Below are 1,051 nucleotides of genomic sequence, written 5' to 3' on the forward strand. Positions count from 1 at the left end.
TGCGGTGGCCGCTGGCCTTGACCTGGGCCAGGGCCTCGCGCTTGTCGAGGCCGACGTTCGTGTAGACCTCCGGGTTGATGAAGGCGATGGAGAAGACGCGGGCGAACTCGCCGGAGGTGACCCGCGTGAACTCCTGGGACCACTTCGGTGCCGTCACCATCTGCCGGCGCAGCTCCTCGCGGGCGTACCGCACGTGCCGCGCCTCCTCCACGACGTGGATGCGCGTGACGCCCCGGATCAGCGGCTGGACCCGCTCGTCCGGGAAGGTCAGCCGCTGCATCCAGTCCAGGACCTCCTCGCCGAGCAGCGTGGCGGTGAAGGAACCGGGCGTGGTGGAGATCGTCTTGAACAGGCGCCCCAGGTGCTGGTGGACCGGGCTCACCGGGTACCACGGGGTCCCGCCGCGCGATATCAGCCGGGCGAACATCTTCGAGTGCCGGCACTCGTCCTCGATCTCGGTGAGCGCGTAGCGCACGTGGGCGCTGGTCGCCGACTTGTCGTAGATGTGCCGGACCAGGAGCTGCATCAGGATCAGCTCGAACCAGATGCCGAGCGAGGCGAGCGCGGCGGCCTCGTGCTGGGAGAGCAGGATGCGCTGCTCCTCGCTCATCCGCTGCCACATCGGGGTGTCGTACAGCGACACCAGCTCCGGCGGCCAGAACCACTTGCCGTCCTCGAACGGCGCGTCCCAGTCCAGCTCCTTGTCCGGGTCGAAGGAGTGCTTGGCGGACGAGTCGAGCAGCCGTTCGGCCACCTGCTCCCGGTCCTTGAGCAGGCCGAGCGCGTCGCGCAGGCCCTCGAGCGCGTCGGCTTCCGTCAGGGTCGTCATGACTGTGTCCCACCTCGTCGAACGGATCGTGTTACCCGCGGTCACTCCACCTTGCTCCGTCTTATGAGACTGCCTGTCAGCAAGCTCGTCAATCCCCTGCGCGGAACTTGTTGACTGCGAGTAAAGAAGTGAGAGGTGCTCAGGTGTCCAGACCGAGCAGCCCAGCCCCTCCGCGACCGTTGGACGGTGGCCCGCCGGCACCCACCCCAGGGTGGTGACGGC

Annotated in this window: 1 protein-coding gene; it reads right to left on the reverse strand. The window is 67.8% G+C overall.

The features are described from left to right. The coding region (locus tag AB0E98_RS33950; RefSeq protein WP_361710370.1) for a diiron oxygenase at window positions 1-829 on the reverse strand (829 nt) is incomplete at its 3' end. Window positions 830-1,051 lie beyond the last annotated feature (222 nt).

Origin of the sequence: Streptomyces sp. NPDC037389 (assembly GCF_040636475.1) — a bacterium.
Taxonomy (GTDB): Bacteria; Actinomycetota; Actinomycetes; order Streptomycetales; family Streptomycetaceae; genus Streptomyces; species Streptomyces hesseae.